Consider the following 20,643-nt stretch of genomic DNA (forward strand, 5'->3'; position numbering starts at 1 on the left):
GCAAAAGGGGGTTGGTAAATATCTTTTCAAAAGCTTTATAGGTAGAGGGACAAAATTTTTTCATAATTTTTCAAAATCATGTCCGCTTTTATCTCTCCCAATACAGAGTAAGTGAAGGGACTAACAAAAGTAAAAGAAAAAATGATAAAAATGCAAAAAAATATCACGAATTTTTTGCATCATGCCAAGTCATTTGACTTTAGTAATCAGAGGACGTTTTGGAATGTTCCTTCGTTGAACCTTGACAACCGATAAGTGCACCCTGAAAGTCTACCAGGAGTTCTGCCATGACCTTTCTTTTTCAGAGAGTGAGCGGAATCATAATGACACTCCCGATGATGGGCGGCTGACCAAAGCCTTATGGTCAGTGACCTGCTGATGCAGGCAGAGGCAGTCTGAGACGACTGCAGATGACAGGAAAACGCACGCCAGACCGCCGGACGAATGAAAATGATAACAATGTTTACAGGGTGAAATGCCTGGAAAGGAGCAGTTTATGACAGAACTGAAAATGAAAGAAATGCAGATAATCCACTGGTTTGGATGCCCGAATCTGAACTGTACAAGGGAGAGAATCCATCTGGTTGCTATGCTTGCAACGGATGCAGAGATGAAAAAGAATCTTTACAAGGTATGTAGATTCCTCGCAAGAGAAGAAATTGCATATCGGTATCCGATCATATATGAAATGATTCAGAAAATGTTTTCGCCGGATGATACCAATCCACCGGAAGCATGTACAATGTTTATGCCAGACAATGAACCAGATGATGAAGAATATGCAATGGCAGCGTAGCTGCGGAAAGGACGATAACGATTATGAATAAAGTGATTTTAATGGGAAGACTGACAAAGAACCCGGAGACCAAATATGCCGGAAAAGATAATGATATGGCAGTAGCAAGATATACACTTGCGGTAAATAGAAGATATAAACGTGACGGAGAACAGGAAGCAGATTTTATCTCCTGTGTCACATTTGGAAAGAGTGCAGAGTTTGCACAGAAATATCTTCACAAGGGAACGAGAATTGTGATCGGCGGTCGTATCAGCACCGGTAATTATAAGGATAAGGACGGGAAAACAATTTACACCACAGATGTGATCGTCGAAGAACATGAATTTGCTCAGAACAAGGATAACGGTGCCGGTGCAGATTTGTCAGAAACACAGAAAACAGATAAGGACGGATTTATGGAAGCACCGGAAGGTGAGATTCCATTTGACTAAACCGGAATAAATGGTTGGAGAGGCCGCTCTTTGCCGGGCATTCTCTTTTCCATTTTAAAGAGGAAATCAAAAATTACAGGTATTCAACCTAACGAAAACGTGATATAATCAAAATATGTTTGAATGAGAAATATGGAGGCAGCTTATGGGCGTAAGTTATAACAGATTATGGAAAATGCTCATAGATAAAAATATGAAGCGGATAGAGATGCAGTACCTCACCGGGATCAGTGGTAATATTCTTGCCCGGATGGGAAAAAACCAGTATGTATCAATGGAGACGATTGAGAAGATCTGCAAGAAGCTGGACTGTACTGTTGATGAGATGATGGAATTTACAGATGATGAATAACAGGAGGTTGCTGCAATGACAGATACACAGCAAAGAGCAGCGGCGAAAGCATTTGCAAAAAACTGGAAAGACCGTGGATATGAAAAAGGCGACAGTCAGATCTTTTGGGTGGAGCTTCTGACAACGGTATTTGGTGTAACGGAAATATCACAGTTTATTTCTTTTGAGGATCAGGTACACCTTGACCACACCAGTTTTATTGATGGGTATATTGAGAAAACCCATGTCATGATTGAACAGAAAAGTATAAATAAGAGCCTGACGGCTGCTATCCGGCAGGCCGACGGCTCTATGCTGACACCATTTGAACAGGCAAAAAGATATTCTTCCGAATTGCCATATTCAAAAAGACCAAGATGGATCGTAACCAGTAATTTCCAGTCATTTTATATTTACGATATGGAAAAGCCGGGTGGCGATCCGGAGATTATCCAGTTGGAAGATCTGGAAAAAGAATATTATCGGTTACAGTTCCTTGTGGACGAGGGAAACACAAATCTTCAGAGAGAAATGGAAGTTTCCATTGCCGCAGGTGAAATTGTAGGGCTTTTGTATGATGCACTGGCAAAACAATATGTTGATTCGACAACAGAGCGGGCAATGAAAAGTCTGAATATCCTTTGTGTCAGAATCGTATTCTGCCTGTATGCAGAGGATGCCGGTATTTTTGGACAGCATGGCATGTTCCATGACTATCTGGAAGAATTTGATACAAGGCACATGAGAAAAGCCGTGATTGAGCTGTTCCAGGTGCTTGATACAAAACCAGAAGACAGAGATCCATACATGGAAGAATCTCTGGCACAGTTCCCATATGTAAATGGTGGGCTGTTTGCAAATGAGGATATTGAAATTCCACAGTTTACAGATGAAATCAGAAACCTTTTACTGGAAAAAGCCTCAGCAGATTTTGACTGGTCAGAAATTAGTCCGACTATATTTGGTGCGGTATTTGAGAGTACACTGAATCCTGAGACAAGACGCTCCGGCGGTATGCACTACACCAGCATTGAAAATATTCATAAAGTCATTGATCCGCTGTTTCTGGATGAACTGAAAAATGAATTGAAAGAAATTCAGCAGATAACGGTTCAGAGAACAAAAGATAAAAAGCTGAGAGACTTCCAGAAAAAGTTGTCAAATCTCCGATGGCTTGATCCGGCATCTGGAAGTGGAAACTTTCTTACAGAGACATATATCAGTATCCGCCGATTAGAAAATGAAGTCATAAAAGAATTGCAGAGAGGACAGATTACTTTTGGATTTGATGAATCCTCACCAATTCATGTCTCTATTGATCAGTTTTATGGAATCGAGATCAATGATTTTGCTGTCACAGTTGCAAAGACTGCATTGTGGATTGCAGAATCACAGATGATGAAAGAGACGGAAGACATCGTTCACATGAATCTGGATTTCCTGCCGTTGACGACAAATGCGTTTATTGTGGAAGGCAATTCTTTACAGATTGACTGGGAGAGCGTTGTACCAAAATATCAGGTTTCGTATATTATGGGAAATCCTCCGTTTGTGGGTTATTCACTACAGAACAAAGAACAGAAAAATGATATTTTATCGGTTTACGTGGATGAAAAAGGAAAGCCATATAAGACTGCAGGGAAAATTGATTATGTTGCGGGCTGGTATTTTAAAGCTGCGCAGTTTATGCAGGGAACAACTATACGGACAGCATTTGTATCAACTAATTCCATTACGCAGGGAGAACAGGTGGCAGGTGTCTGGAAACCTTTATATGACCGATTTGGGATCCATATAGATTTTGCACACCGGACATTTATCTGGGACAGCGAAGCCAATATGAAAGCGCATGTACATTGTGTGATTGTTGGATTCAGCATTGCACCAAATCAAGCAAAACGCAGAATCTATGTTGATGGAAGATTTAAAGAAGTAAATAATGTCAATGCGTATTTGTTGGACGCACCTAATGAATTTATCTGCAATCGCAGCAAGCCATTATGGAATGTTCCACAAATGACGACGGGAAACAGACCAGCAGATGGCGGTAATCTGATTATTGAAAAAGAAGACTATGAAGAATTTATAAGAAAAGAACCACAAGCCAAACCTTATATTAAAAAATTAGTTGGTTCAACTGAGTTCATCAACAATAAAGAGCGGTGGTGCTTATGGCTGGTAGATGTTAAACCAGCAGAGTTAAGAAAAATGCCGCTTGTACTTAAGCGGGTAGAAGCTTGTAAACAGGACAGAGAAAATTCGCCAGATGCAGGAAGAAGAAAACTTGCAGAAACACCGACGCTATTCAGGGAATTGAATAATCCTGCATCATTTATTCTTGTGCCAAAAGTAAGTTCTGAGAGAAGAAGATATGTACCAATGGGATTTTTAGATTATAATACAATCTCAACAGATCTTAACTTTATCATACCAGAGGCAACGATGTATCAATTTGCAATATTAACGTCAAATATTCATATGGCATGGATGCGAGCTGTTTGTGGCAGAATGAAAAGTGATTATAGGTATTCTGCTAATATTGTTTATAATAACTTCCCATGGCCTGAGCCGACCGCTCAGCAACGGAAAAAAATCGAACAGACTGCACAGGCAATTCTTGATGCAAGAGCATTATATCCAGACAGTAGCCTTGCAGATCTTTATGATGAACTGACCATGCCGCTGGAGTTGCGAAAAGCACATCACCAGAACGATATGGCTGTCATGCAGGCATACGGATTTACAAAAGGCAGTGAAGCCTATAAAAGCGAAGCTGCCTGTGTTGCAGAATTGATGAAACTTTATCAGAAGAAAGTAGAAGAAATCGAAAAAAGATAACACGCCGGATACGGCAAAAATCTCTTAGCAAAGCTAAGAGCGCACTTCTATACAGGCAATTACATTTGCCTGTATCGTGCGACCTGCGGTGCCATTCCCAGTTTTGAAAAATCTCAAAATAGGAAATACAGCGAAATCAGAGATTTCGTATAAGGGGCTGTTTCCCCTTGCGGCACAGGTGCCTATCCCCGAAGTTTGTGAGTGAATACCTCAGATACAAACATATGGGGTGAAAGAAAGCGTGAAATCGGGATTGTGGAGGTAAGCCAGATGAAAGAAAAGACTTGTCAAACTCGTTGCGGAACGATTCACTATTGGGCAAGCGTATCAAACCCGGACACAATTACTCTCGTTTTTCTGCCAGGATTGACTGCGGATCATCGATTGTTTGATAAGCAAATTCAGTATTTTAAGAACAGATATAATGTTATCGTCTGGGATGCGCCGGCACACGCTTCTTCATGGCCGTTTCGGTTTGATTTTGACTTGTTCGATAAGGCAAAATGGCTGAACGATATATTGAACCAAGAAGGAATCACAAGGCCTGTTATTATCGGGCAGTCTATGGGTGGATATGTGGGACAGGCTTATGCACAGCTTTACCCAGACAAAATGACAGGGTTCATCTCTATTGACTCTGCACCGTTGCAACGAAGCTATGTGACGGCAGTTGAAATCTGGCTTCTGAAACGGATGGAACCGGTATATGCTCACTATCCGTGGAAATGTCTCCTGAAATCGGGGTCAGAAGGTGTTGCCACGACTGATTATGGTAGAAACCTCATGCGTGAAATGATGCTGACTTATGACGGCAAGCAGAAACGCTATGCACAAATTGCCGGACATGGTTATCGTATTTTGGCAACGGCTATGGAAAAGGATTTGCCGTATGAGATTAAGTGTCCTGCATTATTGATGTGCGGCACACAAGATCATGCTGGTTCGTGTATACGGTACAACAAAGCATGGTATCACAATACGAAAATTCCTTTGACATGGATTGAAGGAGCTGGACATAATTCCAACACAGACAGACCCGAACAGGTGAATCGCTTGATAGAGGAATTTGTTGCAAATATTTCATAACGGATAACTTCTAATTTGATGGTATGTAAAAGACCTTTGACACACGGAAAATATAGATGTCAATGTCCTTTGATAGCGAAAATACGATCTTTTGATTAGTATGAGTATGCAAGGAGGTGAAGAGATGGAACTCGGAAAGCAAATAAAAAAGTATCGTCAGGAATCACAACTGTCTCAAGAGGAGTTAGCCAATCGTGTTTATGTTTCAAGACAAACAATCTCAAATTGGGAAAATGACAAAAGCTATCCAGATGTAACCAGCTTGGTATTATTGAGTGAAGTCTTTCAAATCTCACTTGATAAACTAATCAAAGGAGATATTGATACTATGAAAGAAGTAATCAAACAAGAAGAAATCAAAAAGTTCAATCACTACGGCGCAATCTATACGGTTTTTCTCGTTATTGCTGTTATTTCAGCAGCTCCGTTATTTTACATTGGTAATAAATGGACAGTGATTCTTTGGTGTGTCATTGCTTTAGCGGCTATGTATTTTGCAACAAAGGTTGAACAAATAAAAAAGGGCAATGATGTTCAAACGTACAAGGAAATAGTAGCATTTTGTGAAGGTAAAAGGCTGGATGAAATCCAGAGAGCCAGAGAATACGGCAAACGTCCTTATCAAAAGGTTTTATGGTTTATCGGAAGTGCTACAGTAGGAGCAATTGTTAGTTATGTATTGGGCATTTTGCTGCAATCATTTTGATAACGACACTCAATAAATCTTATAATTTGGAAAGGAATGTATAGCTATATGAGAAATAAAAAAGATGATAAGCCTCACTATTTACCGACTTTTATGAGCATAGGAATTTCTATCGGTGCGGCTATTGGTGTAGCAACCAACAATTTTCCACTCTATATGCTTGTCGGTTTTGCGATTGGTGTGGGCATAGGATCTGCTCTCGATGGTCAAAATCGAAATAGGGAAAGTGATGAATCTCAAAAGGATGACGAAGAAGAATAATCAACCGAGTAAATTCCAGTTTTATTGACCAAGAAGTTAAGGAGGACTCGTAATGAGTGAGAAAACAGAGATTACTTTCATGCAAACAAGATTAATCCGGCTTGCTTCAGAAGAGTGGCATTTACCTGTTGAACAGATTATCCACTTGTTTAAAGAAGCTGATGTTCTTGGATATATAGAAAAATGTTATGGGATTTTTCATTGTGAAGGCGATGAAGCTGTGCTTGAAGATATTACTGAATTTTTGCAAGGAAAGGGGATAGAGATCAGTGCTTGAGTTAAAAGATGGATTTGTTCTCTATCATGGAAGCTATTGTGAAGTAAAAGAGCCAGATCTTGCCAAATGTGCAAAGCGAAAAGATTTTGGGCAGGGATTTTATTTAACCACATCCAAGGAGCAGGCAGAAAGTTTTCTAAGAACCTCAATAGCCAAAGCAATCGCAACAGGAACAATTGAAGAGGGACAGAAGTTTGGATATATTTCAACTTTTGAATTTAACCTTTCAGGAAATCTTGAAACGCATATTTTTGAAAATGCAGATGTAGACTGGTTACATTGCATTGCAGCTCATCGAAAGAAAAAAATGTTCATCGAAGTTGAACGTGAAATGGCGAGGTATGATATCATTGCAGGAAAGATTGCGGATGATGCAACAAACGCTACCCTTACTGCTTACCTTGCCGGGGCTTTCGGGACAGCAGGCGATAAGGAGGCAGACGATTTCTGCATCAGACAGTTGTTGCCCAATAAACTAAAAGATCAATATTGCTTCAAAACAGAAGCCGCCATTAAGTGTCTGAAATTTGTGAAAGGTGAGAAGATATGGCTGAAGTAACAATTCCAAAGGAAAAAATGAATTATACAATAGATCTTCTTATCACTATGGTGACAGATGAGATTGCAGAAGAAACGGGCAAGGACAGAAAAGAGATATTGACAGATTTTCTATGTTCAAAGACAGGAAAAGCACTGTATGATGAGAACACAAAGCTGTGGTGCAATGGTCCGGCATATATAGCTGAATTGTATAGGGAAGAGTTAAAGAAATCCGGATATCAGATTTGAGATGATAGTATATCCGGATGGTGTTAAAAACTTCCGCTATTATATCGTTGTGACAACCAAATATTTCAAAAACGCTGAGGTCAGCATTTCCTAATCATAGGACAACGACCTCAGTTTTTTTATACCCAGGAATCGGCATTTATGAATAAGCCGGTTCTTTTTATTTACAGAAAAGAAGGAGGACGACAGAGTGGGCAGAGTAAAAAATCCGAAATACGAATCCATGTCGCTGGAAGAATTAAAGGCAAATATGGAAAAGAGCAGACAGGAACTGGAAGTTGCGATCCACAACAAAAACCTTCTGGAGCAGAGGAAAAAGGTGGTGGAACGCAGAGAACGTTCCCACCGGCTGATTGTCAAAGGGGCAGAGTTTGAGAAAGCGTTTCCATTGTCAAGAGATCTGGAACAGGAAGAATTTCAGGAGGTAATGAACCAGATGCGTAACAGCAGTTACAACAAGAGTGTTGTGCGGCAGAATTATATAGCTGCTTCACAAAAAGACAGACAAGAGATTGCCGAAGCAGTTAAAAAAACAGAGAAGGGAGATGACAGCTAATGGCACTGTATCATTTTTCAGTAAGACATGTATCCAGAGGGAAAGGACAGATGGTGGTCGCTTCCGCAGCCTATATTTCCGGGCAAAGGATTTTTGACAGTTATTACAACAAGATACACGATTATACAAGCAAATCGGGTGTGATATTTACAGAAATCCTGACACCGGAGTATGTGCCGGAGCGTCTGACTGACAGGGAAACCCTCTGGAACGAGGTGGAGCATGTGGAAAGGAACAACAAGGCGCAGCTTGCCTATTCGTTTGACATTGCCCTGCAGAATGAATTGACACTTGAGGAAAATATAAGACTGGCGAAAGAGTTCTGCCAGGAGCAGTTTGTGGCACGTGGCATGATCGTGGATCTGGCAGTCCATGAGGGAAAATCGGATAATGAAGAAGAGCCGGATAATCCCCATTTCCATGTGCTTGCCCCAATCCGTCCTTTTACAGAGGAAGGAATCTGGGGCAATAAACAGAGACGGGAATATATTCTTGATGAGGATGGAAACCGGGTGAAGGATGCGAAAGGAAAAGATATGTTCAATGCTGTTTCTACTACCGGTTGGAATGATCCGGAGCTTTTAAAGGAGTGGCGGAGAGCATGGACAGAGAAAGTAAATGGGAAATTCCGGGAATGTCACATGGCAGCCAGAATCGACCACCGTTCCTACAAAGAACAGGGGATTGAACTGATCCCGACCATCCATGAGGGATATGAAGTCCGGGCAATGGAGAAAAAGGGAATCAAAACAGTTATTGGAGAATTGAACCGGGCAATCCGGCAGTTCAACCAGATGTTCATTTCCCTGAAAGAATCCATTCAGTGGATGAAGACAGCTTATGAGGAAATGAAAGCAGAGCTGGATCGTAGGCAGAACCCTACACTTCTGGAGAGTTTGCAGGATTATTATGATAAGAAGACACAGGGCAGACCGTCACTTCCAAATTTCTATGAGGAAATGAAACGAAGAGGGAAGAATCTCTCCAATTTACAGGAGTTTTCAAAATCCATCAATTATCTTCAGACCCATCAGATAGAGACGATGGATGACTTGCAGGAACGGATTGAGGAACTGAACGGTGTTGTTTCTGTCAGCAAAAAAGAAATTTCTGAAAAGCGGAAACAGTTAAAGGAACTGGAGAATCTGGAAAAGATGGCAGAGGTAATAAAAACAAACCAGCCATTGATTGATGAGTATAATCGTTTCTATTTTCAGAAAAGACGGGAGAAATACTATCAGCAGCACAAAAAAGAAATCAATTATTACCGCAAATGTGAACGGGAACTGAAACAACATCTGGATCAAAATGGAAAGGTGCCTACTGCCAGATGGAAACGGGAGAAAGAAGAACTCCAGGCGGTGATCGAAGAGCTGAAAGCAGATAATCAGCCGTATCAGGAGGAACTTGCGTTTGTAAAAAAGGTACAGAGCTGTGCGGACATTGCCAGACGTGACCGGGAAATGGCAGAAGCAGATACTTCCGGGCGTTCAGAAGAAAAAAGGGAGAAGCAGGTGAATTTCCCGGTATTTCATGGAGTTCAGACGGAAGGTATTCTTGAAGAAAATGGGAAGGCAGAGCAACAGCCGGTGAAGCAGTCGGAGCAGAAGCCAGAAAAGAAGACTTCTCTTCTGAGAAAACTGGATGAAAAGAAGAAAGAGTGTGCAGAGCGTGATGCAAAACAACAGGCAGTGAAGAAAAAACGGAACCATGAGATGAATTTATAACAGTCTGTCAGCAGGACAGATGGGAAAGGATGATAAAAATGCAGTATACAGAAGAACAGATTACAAGAGCCAACCAGACCAATCTTGTTTCTTTTCTGAACGCACAGGGGGAACAGTTGGTGAAAAGTGGCAGGGAATACCGCTGGAAAAAGCATGACAGTGTAACGGTATCCGGAAACCGGTGGTACCGGCACAGCCAGGGCAGGGGCGGCTATCCGGTGGATTTTGTGATGGAATTTTACAACGCTACATTTCCGGAAGCAGTTAAAAAGCTGATCGGGGAGGAAGGCGAAGGCAGGAACAGTACCTGCCCCGCCCCGTCCCCTGACTTTCGTTTACCAGAGAAAGAGGAGAATAATGATAGAATCATCAGATATCTGACAGAAAACAGAGGGATTGAAAAGAATCTGGTGGAGGAATGGATCAGCAGTGGGGATGTTTATGAAGAAAAGAAGCACCATAATGTGGTGTTTGTTGGCAGAGATGCAGACGGTATTCCTAGATATGCCCATTGCAGGGGAACAAGTGAAATAAAATACAGGGGAGATGTGGCTGGATCTGATAAATCTTGCGGATTCTGTCACAGAGGGACGGATACTCAGTTGTTTGTGTTTGAAGCAGCCATTGATTTGCTTTCTTTTATACAATTATTTCCCAAAGACTGGAAAAAGCGGAGCTACCTGAGTCTGGGTGGCATTTCCAGTGCGGCACTGATGGCTTTTCTTTCTGAACGCCCTCAGATTACTTCTGTATTCCTGTGTCTGGATAATGACCGGGCAGGGAATGAAGCCTGTGAGAAACTGGCAGAAGAAATCCCGGACGGATACAGTGTCGTCCGTCTGAAACCGTCCCGAAAGGACTGGAATGAAATCCTCTGTGATAAAAATGTAGACAGGAAGAAAGCAATCGCAGAAACAGTTACAATGAAAGCACCGGAGAAGGAAGCACTGGTGCCGATGCTGTGTTACGAAGATATTGAACAGACCAGTGTAGAATGGCTGTGGTTTCCCTATCTGCCATTTGGAAAGCTGACAATTATTCAGGGTAATCCGGGAGAGGGAAAAACTTATTTTGCCATGATGCTGACCGCAACCTGCACGAACCGGAAGACTTTCCCGAATATGGAAGAAATTGAACCTTTCAATGTGATCTATCAGACCGCCGAAGATGGCATGGGAGATACGATCAAGCCGAGACTGGTAGAAGCAGGTGCCGACCTGAGCCGGGTTATGGTCATTGATGATACAGAGGAAGCACTGACATTATCCGATGACCGTATTGAAAAGGCTATCCGTCAGAATCAGGTCAGACTTTTAATCATTGATCCAGTACAGGCTTTTATCGGTGCAGATGTGGATATGAACCGGGCAAATGAAGTTCGTCCGGTATTCCGGAAACTAGGGATGATCGCAGAGCAGACAGGCTGTGCCATTGTGCTGATCGGACATCTGAACAAATCTTCCGGGACACAGAGCACCTACCGGGGACTTGGTTCCATTGACATCATGGCGGCAGTGAGGAGCCTGCTTTTCATCGGAAAAGTAAAGAAAGATCCGACAACAAGAGTACTGATCCATGAGAAAAGTTCCCTTGCACCTCCGGGTGAGACTATGGCATTTAAACTTGGAGATGAAGAAGGCTTCCGATGGGTGGGAGCTTATGAGATTTCTGCCGATGATCTTCTGGATGGAAAGGAAGGAAAGCCGACAGAAACAAAGCTGCAACGGGGAACGAAACTGATTTATGAACTTCTTGCAGACGGAAATGCCGTTACAATCCGGGAACTGGATGAAAAGGCAAAAGTACAGGGAATCTCCCAGAGAACCATGCGTGAAGCCAGAAGCCGGATGAAAGAAGAACTGGATTATCAGATGAATGAAAAGCAGGAAAATACCATTCGATTAAGAAAATAAAAAGAAATAGGTGACGGCAGGATTTGAGAGCGGACGGCAGTCTTTATAGATACCCTATCTGCCGCCTGCCGTCTGCCAGTGCAAGGCAATCGAACGAAAACAGTAGGTATCCATACGAAAATAAAAAAATGCAACCAACAGTCTGGGCAGTTAATCTGAAAAATGGATTAGCTGCTCTTTTTTTGCAAAAAACGGAGGTTTTACAATGGCAGCGAAGAAGAAAATCATCAATATCAAAGTGTATTTTGACGGTAATCAGGACGCAAAAGAAGTATTTGCCGAGGTGATTGCACAGAAAATACGTGACACGAAAACAAAAGATAAACTTGCAATAATGAAAGATAAGCAGTATAATGATTATGAGCTCAGTAATCTGAAATCTGCGTAGGATGTGCAAAGTAGCGGAGGTATCAGATGAACAACAGATATATAAATCAAAACAGCAATACAGACAGAAATGCAACATGGAGAGTTGGCGTATACTGCCGACTTTCCAAGGATGACGAGCTGACAGGCGAGAGTGCCAGTATTTCCAACCAGAGGGATATTCTTGTGAATTATTGCCAGTCGCAGGGATGGCAGGTCGTGGATGTTTTTCAGGATGACGGTTATACAGGTCTGAACACTGACCGCCCGGATTTGCAGAGACTTCTCAAAGCCTGCGAGAAAGGTCTGGTAAACCTTGTGATCACGAAGGATCAGAGCCGTCTAGGACGTAACCATGTGCAGACCGGATTTCTGATGGAGGAATTTTTCCCGAAGCATGGCGTAAGGTATATCGCATTGTATGATAATGTAGATACCTTTGACGGAGATAATGAGATTGCTCCGTTCAAGAACGTGCTGAATGAGATGTATTCCAGGGATATTTCCAAGAAAGTTCATGCTTCCTACCACCTGCAGGCAACCAAGGGGAAGTTTACAGGCGTTGTTCCACCATTGGGATATCAGAAAGACCCGGAGGAAAAGGGACATCTTCTGATTGATGAGGAGACAGCACCGATTGTCCGGAAAATTTTTCAGTGGGCGGTGGATGGTCATGGAATCAACTTCATATCCAGAGAACTGGAACGCCAGCAGATTCCATGCCCTACCTGGTGGCACAGGAAACGGGGACTTCGCACTTACTACACCAAATGGGAAAAGAAAGATCCGGAGAATGGGAAATATGTATGGGATGAATCCTATCTGAAATCCCTGCTGATGAATCCCGTTTACTGTGGAGACATGGCTTCCCAGAAACGGTACTACCGTTTTAAGATTGGCAATCAGGGAGATAAAGCACCGGAGGATTGGATTACAGTCAGGGATACCCATGAAGCAATCATTCCACAGGATGTATTTGCTCTGGTGCAGGCGAAGATGAAAGGCAGGAAACGCCAGACAGAACAGGGAGAATACAGTATGTTTGCCGGTTTACTCCGTTGTGCAGAGTGTGGCGGTGCATTAACATTAAAGAAGACGCATACCAAAGATCAGCATGAAGTTTATACCTGTTCCACTTATATTCATAAGGGAAAAGCACACTGCACCCAGCACCGGGTGGACGCTGATGATTTGTATGATGCAGTTCTTACCAGAATCCAGGAATGTGCAAAAGCAGTCACCGGAGATGGAACAGAACTGGAAAATCGAGTGAAGGAGTTATGCGAAGAAGATACACAGGGACACAGAGACAGTCTGGAGAAGCTGGTATCAAAACAGAAAGACCGCCTGGAGACATTAGACCGGTTGATTGCAAAACTGTATGACGATCTGATCAATGACAAGATTACAGAATCTGTTTTTGATAAGATGTTGGAGAAGACACAGAAAGAGCAGGCAGACATCAAAAAGGAACTTTCCCAGAACCAGAATGTGCTGAATACAGAAGAAAAACTGGATGCACAGTCACAGCAGTGGAACGAGGATATCAGCGAGTATGTGGACATTAAAGAACTGGATGCCAATCTTTTGAACCGGCTGATCAGTAAAATCGTTATCTCAGAACCACAGGAGAAAGACGGAACAGAGAATTACCGCCGAACTCCTGAAACGGTCACAATGGAAATTCATTTCAATTTAAAACCAATACCGGAGCTTGGAACCATCGAAAGAGGTTCCGGCTCCCATAAATAAGAAAAATCTATCAAAATTTAATCTATTTTAATCTTTTCAAGGCTCATTTCGAGCCAATATTTTCTCATAAAAGACATAAAACAGCTGATGGCTGGTGCCGGAATCATGCTGCTGGGAACTACCCTGATTCCACAGCTGGCAACATTGTTCTCTTAAGAGGAGTGGTAGATGAACACCATCATTGAGAGAATTACGGAAGCGATAAAGGATATCCTGATTGGACTTATCAAGTCATGTTTGGATAACATGTTCACGTCTGTCAATGAGCAGGTGGGAACCATAGCCGGGCAGGTGGGACAGACACCGCAGGGATGGAATGCAGGGATTTTTAATCTGATTCAGAATATATCCCAAACGGTGATTGTCCCCATTGCGGGACTGATCATCACCTTTGTCCTGTGCTATGAATTGATCACGATGGTAACACAGAAAAACAATTTCCATGAATTTGAGACTTATAACATTTTCCTCTGGATCTTCAAAGCGTATGTAGCCATTTATCTGGTGACAAATACGTTCAATATCACGATGGCGGTCTTTGATGTTGGCCAGCATGTGGTCAACAATGCCGCCGGGGTGATATCAGGAAACACTGCGGTGGATGCAACAGAAGCAATTTCACGGATTGTGGATGCCCTGGAGGATATGGAGTTAGGGGATTTGTTCCTGCTATCCATGGAAACGATGTTGATCAGTGTTACCATGCACATTCTGTCAATTATCATTACGGTAATCTTGTTCGGAAGAATGATAGAAATTTACCTTTATACTTCCATAGCACCAATTCCGTTTGCCACCATGACCAATAAGGAATGGGGCAATATCGGAAACAACTATTTAAAAGGCTTGTTCGCACTGGCATTTCAGGGATTCTTCATGATGGTCTGTGTGGGAATTTATGCAGTTTTAGTAAATGCAATGACCATATCCAGTGATCTTCATGCAGCTATGTTTTCAGTAGCGGCTTATACCGTGATTCTTGCATTTTCATTATTCAAGACCGGAAGCCTTAGCAAATCTATATTCAATGCCCACTAGCGGGCAGGAAAGGAGCGCATACCATGGCGTATGTACCAGTACCAAAAGACCTTACCAAGGTCAAAACAAAAGTAGCATTAAATCTGACAAAGCGGCAGCTGATTTTCTTTTCACTTGCCGCAGTTGTGGGAATTCCGTTTTATCTGTTCATGAGAAAACCAATCGGTTCCAGTATTGCTGCCATTTTGATGGTAACGATCATGCTTCCGTTTTTCTTCATGGCAATGTATGAAAAAGACGGACTTCCCTTTGAAAAAGTGGTGGCAAATATCATTCGACAGAAGTTTATCTGTCCGGCAGTAAGACCATATAAGACAGAAAATTTTTATCAGGAGATTTCCACCCTTGTAAAAAAGGAGGGTGTGCTGGATGGCAAAAAAGACAAAGCAGGAGACTCAGCAGGAGCGTCTGTCCCTGGCGGAAAAAAGAAACCGTCAGGAAAGAAGAAACAAAAAAAGCAGAAAAGAAAGAGAACAGGAAAAGCGTAAGAAGAAACAGGAACGGGACCGCAGGAAACAGAAAAGCATTCCTACAACTGCACAGCAGAGTATTCCGTATATTCGGATGTTGCAGGATGGTATCTGCCAGGTGACAAAGACCTTTTTCTCCAAGACGATTCAGTTTTACGACATCAATTATCAGCTTGCTTTAAACGAGGATAAGACCACGATATTTGAGAATTACTGTGATTTCTTAAATTACTTTGATTCTTCCATCAGTGTGCAGCTGTCCTTCATCAATCAGCAGGTGGATGTGGCAGAATTTGAAAAAAGTATTGATATTCCGGATCAGAACGATGACTTCAATGCCATTCGTGAAGAGTATCGTACTATGCTGAAAAATCAGCTTTCCAAAGGAAATAATGGTCTGGTGAAGACAAAGTATATTACTTTTGGAATCGAAGCAGAAAGCCTGAAGGCGGCAAGGCCAAGGCTTGAAAGAATCGAAACAGATATCTTAAATAACTTTAAGGTCCTGGGAGCACAGGCACATTCCTTGAATGGTTTGGAAAGGCTGGAGATTATGTATCATGTGTTCAACCAGGATCGGATTGAACCATTTAAGTTCCAGTATAAGATGCTTCCAGAAACAGGATTAAAGACCAAAGATTTTATTGCACCGACTTCCTTTAACTTTTCCAAGAATCAGACATTTTTGATGGGAAGAACGATGGGAAGTGTGAGTTATCTGCAGATTTTGGCACCAGAGCTTACAGACCGGATGCTTGCAGACTTCCTGGATGTGGATGACAGCATCAATGTCAACATTCATATCCAGTCCATTGACCAGAGTTCTGCGATCAAGATGATCAAGAGTAAGATTTCAGATTTGGATAAGATGAAGATTGAAGAGCAGAAGCGAGCAGTACGTTCCGGTTATGATATGGACGTGCTTCCGTCGGACCTTGTGACTTATGGAGAAGAGGCGAAAAACCTGCTGGAAGATCTGCAGTCCAGAAATGAGAGAATGTTCCTCGTGACGGTTCTGGTAATGAATACCGCAAAGAAGCGTCAGAAGCTGGATAACAATATTTTCCAGGTGCAGGGAATCGCACAGAAATATAACTGTTCCTTAAAACAGCTGGATTATCAGCAGGAAGCAGCACTCATGTCCTGTATTCCGCTGGGAGTCAATCGGATTGAAATTCAAAGAGGGCTTACCACATCTTCAACAGCGATCTTCGTGCCGTTTACGACACAGGAACTGTTTCAGGAAGGGGAGGCTCTTTATTATGGACTGAATGCATTATCCAACAACATGATTATGGTTGATCGGAAACGTCTGAAGAACCCGAATGGACTGATTCTTGGTACACCAGGTTCCGGTAAGTCCTTCTCAGCAAAGAGAGAAATTACAAACTGCTTCCTGATCACAGAAGATGATATCATCGTCTGCGATCCAGAAGCCGAATATTCGGCACTTGTGCAGGCACTGCACGGACAGGTGGTACGGGTTTCTCCGGTATCTGACCAGTATATCAATCCGATGGATCTGAACCTGAATTATTCCGAGGAAGATAATCCGCTGTCATTAAAAGCAGATTTTATTTTATCTCTGTGTGAGTTGATTGTTGGTGGAAAGAATGGACTGGAGCCAGTAGAAAAAACGATTATTGACCGTTGTGTTCGGTTAGTATATCAGGAATACCTTGCCGATCCAATACCGGAGAAGATGCCAATCCTGGAGGACTTATACAACCTTCTGAGAAAACAGGAAGAGCCAGAAGCACAGCGACTGGCCACTTCATTGGAGATCTATGTTACAGGTTCTTTGAATGTATTTAACCATCAGACGAACGTGGATATCAATAACCGTATTGTCTGCTTTGACATCAAAGAACTTGGCAAACAGCTGAAAAAGATTGGGATGCTCGTAATCCAGGATCAGGTCTGGAACAGGGTAACGATGAACCGTTCTGCCCATAAGTCCACCAGATACTATGTGGATGAGTTCCATCTTCTTTTGAAGGAAGAGCAGACTGCAGCTTATAGTGTGGAAATCTGGAAGAGATTTCGTAAATGGGGTGGTATTCCAACTGGTATCACCCAGAATATTAAGGATTTGTTGTCTTCCAGGGAGATAGAGAATATATTTGAAAATTCAGATTTTATTTATATGCTCAACCAGGCTTCCGGTGACCGGCAGATTCTTGCAAAACAGCTGAATATCTCACCAACCCAGCTGTCCTATGTAACCAACAGTAATGAGGGGGAAGGACTTCTGTTCTATGGAAATGTCATTATTCCATTCGTAGACAGATTCCCGAAGAATTCCCTCTATAAAATCATGACAACCCGCTTGGAGGAAACTTCCGAAGCAGGTTAAATCAAAGGAGAAGACAATGTTACGAGCAATTTCATATGTATTAACTTTTAGTGGCGGTGCTGTATTTGGCATCGCTTTTCTCTGTTTATTACAGGCAGGGAAAGGGTATCCGAAGAAGGAGGAGTAATCAGTGGCAGAACAGAGAATGAAAGTCAGGGATAAGAAGGTCCAGAAGATGACCAAAGATGGTCTGGTGGAAGAAAACCTGACGGATAAATCTTCTGTTCGTGTCAGTAACCGTGCCAGTGATGTGCAGATGGGAATAAAACAGGGGGAAAAAGCAGAAAACCTTGTGGATAAGTCTCCCCGCCAGTCTAAGCGGAGTGGGAAAAATATCCGTCCCTCTGTGCAAAAATCCAGGGATGCACCGGAACTGATGCGAACGGAGAACCAAAGTGAGGATTTTGGACAAAATAGAAAGCAACAAAACCGGAAAAGAATCCGTGCTGAGAACAGAAAAGAATCAAGATTTGCGGAAAAATCCGAAGCCAGCCAGTCAGGGAGACTGAAAGAAAAACGTGCGGATCTTTCAGAAAACAGAGGAGACAGCCGGAGTAAGAAGAATGGTGGAAGTAAGAAACCAAAGCAGAAACAGCGTCTGAAATTTGCTTATGAAGAGACTGGTGCTTCTGTGAAAAATGACAAAGATATGGAGAAATTGAACCAGATGGATACGGATGGGGTCAATTTCCGTCATCAGAAACAGAAGGAAAAAGCCAAAAAGTTTTCTTATGAGGAAGCAAGAAAGAAAAAGGAAGCAAAGCAGCATTCCAAGAAGGCACAGGTTTATCAGGCAAATGAAGGAGAGGGTTCTGGAAAGAAGAAATCCCGCCTGAAGTTTGGCGAAGGGGAATCTGTGAAAACAGAAAAAGCTTTTGTTGTTAAGAAAGCAGGAAGTGCAACTTCCGCAGCATTGCACCGTGAGATCAGTAAAAATGAAGACGATAATGCGGCAGTAGAAGGTGCCCATAAGTTGGAAGAAGGCTGCGAAGGTATTTACCGGCTGGAACAGAGAAGTGCCAGACGAAGGAAACAGAGGGCTTCCAGAAAGAGAAGCAGACTGGAGAGACAGGCAGAGAAACAGACACAGGCGGCAGCCCGTCAGGAGCAGAAGAAGCTAAAAAAACAGATTCAGAAGCAACAGATCAAACGGGATTATGCCAAAGCAAAGCGAAGTGAACAGACCGTAGGTACAGCTACAAAAGGTACGATTGATTATATCAAGAAGATTGGCGGCAAAGTCACCAACTTCTTTAAAGAAAACCGGAAGGTGTATATCAGTGTGGCAGTTCTGATCGGATTGATGTTTCTGATTATAACGAATGTCACGTCATGCTCTGCAGTGTTTTTACAAAATGTGATCACTTACACGGGAACCAGTTATCTGTCATCGGATCAAGCAATCCGGGAAGCGGAACTGTATTATACACAGCTGGAAGCTAATCTGCAGGAGCGGATTAACAACATGGAGTCTGAAGAACCGGGACATGAGGAATACCGATATAACATCGGACCTATTGAGCATGATCCGTTTATCCTAATCAGTTATCTGTCAGCAAAGTATGAGGAGTTTACTTTTGAACAGGTCAAGCCTGAACTGGATGCATTGTTTGCAGAGCAATATCATCTGACTACTGAAGCAGTCAATGAAACTGTGACAGAGACAGCAACAGTAAGAGTTGGAGAATCGTTGGGACAGGTTGTAACAAGCGGATATTGTAACTGTCCAATCTGTTGTGGTATTTGGAGTGGAGGACCGACTGCCAGTGGAGCATATCCAACAGCCAATCATACCTTAGCAGTAGATGCTTCCAATCCGTTTGTTCCAATGGGAACAAAGGTGGTCATGAATGGTGTCGAATATACGGTAGAAGATACCGGAGCTTTCGCAAGATACGGTGTACAGTTTGATGTCTATTATGACAGTCATGCGGCAGCATCCGCACATGGTCATAAGACCTGGGAATGCTATCTGGCAGATGATAATGGAAGCCAGGAAGTGGAAGTGACCAGGACAAGAGATGTAGATGTGCTGAATGTCACCTTAAACAGCGGAAATCTGATGTCGATCTGTCAGGACAGGCTGGGATTTTTCCAGAAAGAACTGTTCAGTGCCTATAACGATACGAAAGGTAATTTACAGATGTTTGCGACACCGGTTGATTTTAACTGGTATTCCAGTGTGACAAGTTATTATGGATATCGGATTCATCCAATTTCAGGAGCAAATCAGCTTCATAATGGTATGGATATCGGAGCGCCGGAGGGAACAAAAGTAATGGCAGGGCTGACCGGAACGGTTACAACTTCTGCTTATAACGACAGCTATGGCAATTATGTTGTGATCAAGGACAGTAAAGGCTATGAACTGCGGTATGCACATTTAAGCAGCCGGAGTGTATCTGCAGGTGTATCCGTCACGAAAGGTGATGAGATTGGTCTTGTAGGAAATACTGGAAATTCTACAGGAAGCCATCTTCATATTGAACTTCTGAAAAATGGAGAGCGCTTAAACCCGATCTTTTATCTGGAAACTGGAGAAGGGGCAGGCTTTGGCGGCAATGAATACACCAGTGAAGCGGCACAGCGTTTGTTGAACGAAGCAGCGAGATATCTAGGAACACCGTATGTGTGGGGTGGATATTCTCCAAGTGGATTTGACTGTTCTGGATTTGTAAGTTACTGCCTGACAAACTCTGGTGTAAGGAATACAGGAAGATTGACTGCACAGGGACTGTATGACATCTGCACGCCGGTATCTCAGTCAGAAGCACAGCCGGGAGATCTGATCTTTTTTACAGGCACTTATGATGCAGGAGTTCCGGTAACGCACATTGGAATCTATGTAGGCAATGGTCAGATGATCCATTGCGGTCATCCGGTGCAGTACACGTCCATCAATTCACCATACTGGCAGAGCCATTTCTATGGATTTGGACGATGGTAA

The 20,643-nt window shown here is 42.6% G+C and carries 21 protein-coding genes; all 21 read left to right on the forward strand.

Annotated features, from left to right (window positions below; translation table 11 throughout):
* Positions 1 to 496: 496 nt before the first annotated feature.
* The 21 genes from Selli1_RS01635 (at position 497) to Selli1_RS01735 (ending at position 20,643) form a co-directional block, all read left to right on the forward strand.
* On the forward strand, positions 497 to 796 hold the full coding sequence (locus Selli1_RS01635; protein WP_281872150.1) for a hypothetical protein: 300 nt from the start codon (positions 497 to 499) through the stop codon (positions 794 to 796).
* 23 nt (positions 797 to 819) lie between these two features.
* Positions 820 to 1,230 (forward strand): single-stranded DNA-binding protein, encoded by a 411-nt coding sequence (locus Selli1_RS01640; RefSeq protein WP_281872151.1) that lies wholly within the window; start codon positions 820 to 822, stop codon positions 1,228 to 1,230.
* 145 nt (positions 1,231 to 1,375) lie between these two features.
* Positions 1,376 to 1,582: a helix-turn-helix domain-containing protein gene (locus tag Selli1_RS01645; protein WP_005341250.1), complete on the forward strand. Its 207-nt coding sequence runs from the start codon at positions 1,376 to 1,378 to the stop codon at positions 1,580 to 1,582.
* Positions 1,583 to 1,597: 15 nt separating this feature from the next.
* Entirely contained in the window at positions 1,598 to 4,399 is a 2,802-nt protein-coding gene (locus Selli1_RS01650; RefSeq protein WP_281872153.1) for a DNA methyltransferase, read from the forward strand.
* A 270-nt stretch (positions 4,400 to 4,669) separates the two neighbouring features.
* Positions 4,670 to 5,485 carry an alpha/beta fold hydrolase gene (locus Selli1_RS01655; protein WP_118050422.1) on the forward strand — a complete coding sequence of 272 codons (816 nt, stop codon included), beginning with the start codon at positions 4,670 to 4,672 and terminating at the stop codon, positions 5,483 to 5,485.
* A gap of 124 nt (positions 5,486 to 5,609) precedes the next feature.
* On the forward strand, positions 5,610 to 6,191 hold the full coding sequence (locus Selli1_RS01660) for a helix-turn-helix domain-containing protein (RefSeq protein ID WP_118050421.1): 582 nt from the start codon (positions 5,610 to 5,612) through the stop codon (positions 6,189 to 6,191).
* Positions 6,192 to 6,239: 48 nt separating this feature from the next.
* The gene (locus Selli1_RS01665) at positions 6,240 to 6,452 is read left to right on the forward strand and encodes a glycine zipper domain-containing protein (RefSeq protein WP_118050420.1); all 213 of its coding nucleotides are present in this window, start codon (positions 6,240 to 6,242) and stop codon (positions 6,450 to 6,452) included.
* A gap of 52 nt (positions 6,453 to 6,504) precedes the next feature.
* Entirely contained in the window at positions 6,505 to 6,729 is a 225-nt protein-coding gene (locus Selli1_RS01670; RefSeq protein WP_015553412.1) for a DUF3791 domain-containing protein, read from the forward strand.
* Positions 6,722 to 7,288, forward strand: coding sequence for a DUF3990 domain-containing protein (locus Selli1_RS01675; RefSeq protein WP_118700264.1), 567 nt, complete (start codon positions 6,722 to 6,724; stop codon positions 7,286 to 7,288). The genes Selli1_RS01670 and Selli1_RS01675 overlap by 8 nt, the downstream gene beginning before the upstream one ends.
* Positions 7,276 to 7,518: a hypothetical protein gene (locus Selli1_RS01680; protein ID WP_055158449.1), complete on the forward strand. Its 243-nt coding sequence runs from the start codon at positions 7,276 to 7,278 to the stop codon at positions 7,516 to 7,518. Before Selli1_RS01675 ends, Selli1_RS01680 begins: the two co-directional genes overlap by 13 nt.
* Before the next feature lie 190 nt (positions 7,519 to 7,708).
* Complete coding sequence (locus Selli1_RS01685; protein WP_281872154.1) at positions 7,709 to 8,074, forward strand: DUF3847 domain-containing protein; 366 nt, start codon at positions 7,709 to 7,711, stop codon at positions 8,072 to 8,074.
* Positions 8,074 to 9,801, forward strand: a complete 1,728-nt coding sequence (mobQ, locus tag Selli1_RS01690) for a MobQ family relaxase (protein WP_281872155.1) — start codon at positions 8,074 to 8,076, stop codon at positions 9,799 to 9,801. The genes Selli1_RS01685 and mobQ overlap by 1 nt, the downstream gene beginning before the upstream one ends.
* Before the next feature lie 38 nt (positions 9,802 to 9,839).
* Complete coding sequence (locus tag Selli1_RS01695) at positions 9,840 to 11,714, forward strand: AAA family ATPase (RefSeq protein ID WP_281872156.1); 1,875 nt, start codon at positions 9,840 to 9,842, stop codon at positions 11,712 to 11,714.
* Positions 11,715 to 11,919: 205 nt separating this feature from the next.
* Positions 11,920 to 12,102, forward strand: coding sequence for a hypothetical protein (locus Selli1_RS01700; protein ID WP_281872157.1), 183 nt, complete (start codon positions 11,920 to 11,922; stop codon positions 12,100 to 12,102).
* A gap of 26 nt (positions 12,103 to 12,128) precedes the next feature.
* A complete protein-coding gene (locus Selli1_RS01705; protein ID WP_117557740.1) occupies positions 12,129 to 13,832 on the forward strand; it encodes a recombinase family protein in 1,704 nt (567 codons plus the stop codon).
* Between the two features lie 84 nt (positions 13,833 to 13,916).
* A complete protein-coding gene (locus tag Selli1_RS01710) occupies positions 13,917 to 13,988 on the forward strand; it encodes a hypothetical protein (protein ID WP_255626455.1) in 72 nt (23 codons plus the stop codon).
* Between the two features lie 12 nt (positions 13,989 to 14,000).
* On the forward strand, positions 14,001 to 14,870 hold the full coding sequence (locus tag Selli1_RS01715; protein ID WP_118383792.1) for a VirB6/TrbL-like conjugal transfer protein, CD1112 family: 870 nt from the start codon (positions 14,001 to 14,003) through the stop codon (positions 14,868 to 14,870).
* 23 nt (positions 14,871 to 14,893) lie between these two features.
* Complete coding sequence (locus Selli1_RS01720; protein ID WP_227165427.1) at positions 14,894 to 15,358, forward strand: PrgI family protein; 465 nt, start codon at positions 14,894 to 14,896, stop codon at positions 15,356 to 15,358.
* On the forward strand, positions 15,240 to 17,696 hold the full coding sequence (locus tag Selli1_RS01725; RefSeq protein WP_281872159.1) for a VirB4-like conjugal transfer ATPase, CD1110 family: 2,457 nt from the start codon (positions 15,240 to 15,242) through the stop codon (positions 17,694 to 17,696). The genes Selli1_RS01720 and Selli1_RS01725 overlap by 119 nt, the downstream gene beginning before the upstream one ends.
* A 16-nt stretch (positions 17,697 to 17,712) precedes the next feature.
* A complete protein-coding gene (locus tag Selli1_RS01730; protein WP_008688066.1) occupies positions 17,713 to 17,823 on the forward strand; it encodes a hypothetical protein in 111 nt (36 codons plus the stop codon).
* A gap of 18 nt (positions 17,824 to 17,841) precedes the next feature.
* Positions 17,842 to 20,643, forward strand: a complete 2,802-nt coding sequence (locus tag Selli1_RS01735) for a CD1108 family mobile element protein (RefSeq protein ID WP_117910154.1) — start codon at positions 17,842 to 17,844, stop codon at positions 20,641 to 20,643.

The sequence above is a fragment of the Sellimonas catena genome, from assembly GCF_027924685.1.
In the GTDB taxonomy this organism is placed as follows: Bacteria; Bacillota; Clostridia; order Lachnospirales; family Lachnospiraceae; genus Sellimonas; species Sellimonas catena.